Here is a 983-nt window from a genome sequence, read left to right on the forward strand (position 1 = left end):
CCGCTTATATGGTATGACACATATATTATGGCTCTGGCTTTGCTAACCCACGATAGGAGGTCAGCACTCTTTTGGGACGTGGGGAGTCATTATGTCTATGTACATACAAGGAAAAGTAGTTAGTCACAATGTTCGAGCTTATTTTTACATTCTTTCAACCTTATGTGGCTTTGTTAGCAATATTTCTAACATTCCCATTCATATTACAATTCTTAAATTCAAAGTACTTAAAGGGTCGATTCAAGCGTTTTGGTATCGTATTATTCTCAACTCTCTTGGTGTTTTCGTATTGGTTGTTAAATATTGCGTTTTTCTCAGAAAGTGATGTGGCAGCTTTGTTACCAAAACCTGAAAATGTTCAAATTGGTCCAGAACATCAAACAACAATAGATACTGTCCATACAGGTTCACAGGTCACTACTTTTGCGCTTGGGTCTGTATTTAGCATTTTTTACTTAGTATTTGTATATTTAACTTGGTTGGTATTCTCACTATTATCGAGGCCTTTCCGTGACAACAGTACATAACCAAGCAATCAAAGATCGCCCACGAAAGGGCCCGTGGGCTGGACTCGCTTTGCTGCGCGCCGCTCGCCCTTTATTGCGGCGTTAGGTTTTTATCACACAGTATCGGATATGAAAATAAAACAATACCAAGTTGATGCCTTTGCAACCCGTGCATTCGAGGGAAACCCGGCGGCAGTATGTCCATTGGATAACTGGCTGAAAGATGAATTGCTTCAAGCCATCGCAGAAGAAAACAATTTATCTGAAACAGCATTTTTCGTGCCCACAGAAACTGGGTTTAATTTAAGATGGTTTAGTCCTGTTAAGGGGGTTGATTTATGTGGGCATGCCACATTGGCAACGGCTCATGTCATCTTTGAAATTCTTGGTCATACTGAACCAACGATTATCTTTGAGACGCGTAGCGGCAACCTTTGCGTGGAAAAGGATGGCAATCAACTAAAAATGGATTTTCCG

At 40.7% G+C, this 983-nt stretch carries 1 protein-coding gene; it reads left to right on the forward strand.

Going from position 1 to position 983, the window contains the following annotated elements:
- Positions 1-560 precede the first annotated feature (560 nt).
- A partial coding sequence (locus tag A3763_RS17055) for a PhzF family phenazine biosynthesis protein (protein ID WP_369823130.1) occupies positions 561-983 on the forward strand: 423 nt, incomplete at its 3' end.

It is taken from the genome of Oleiphilus sp. HI0128 (genome assembly GCF_001635365.1).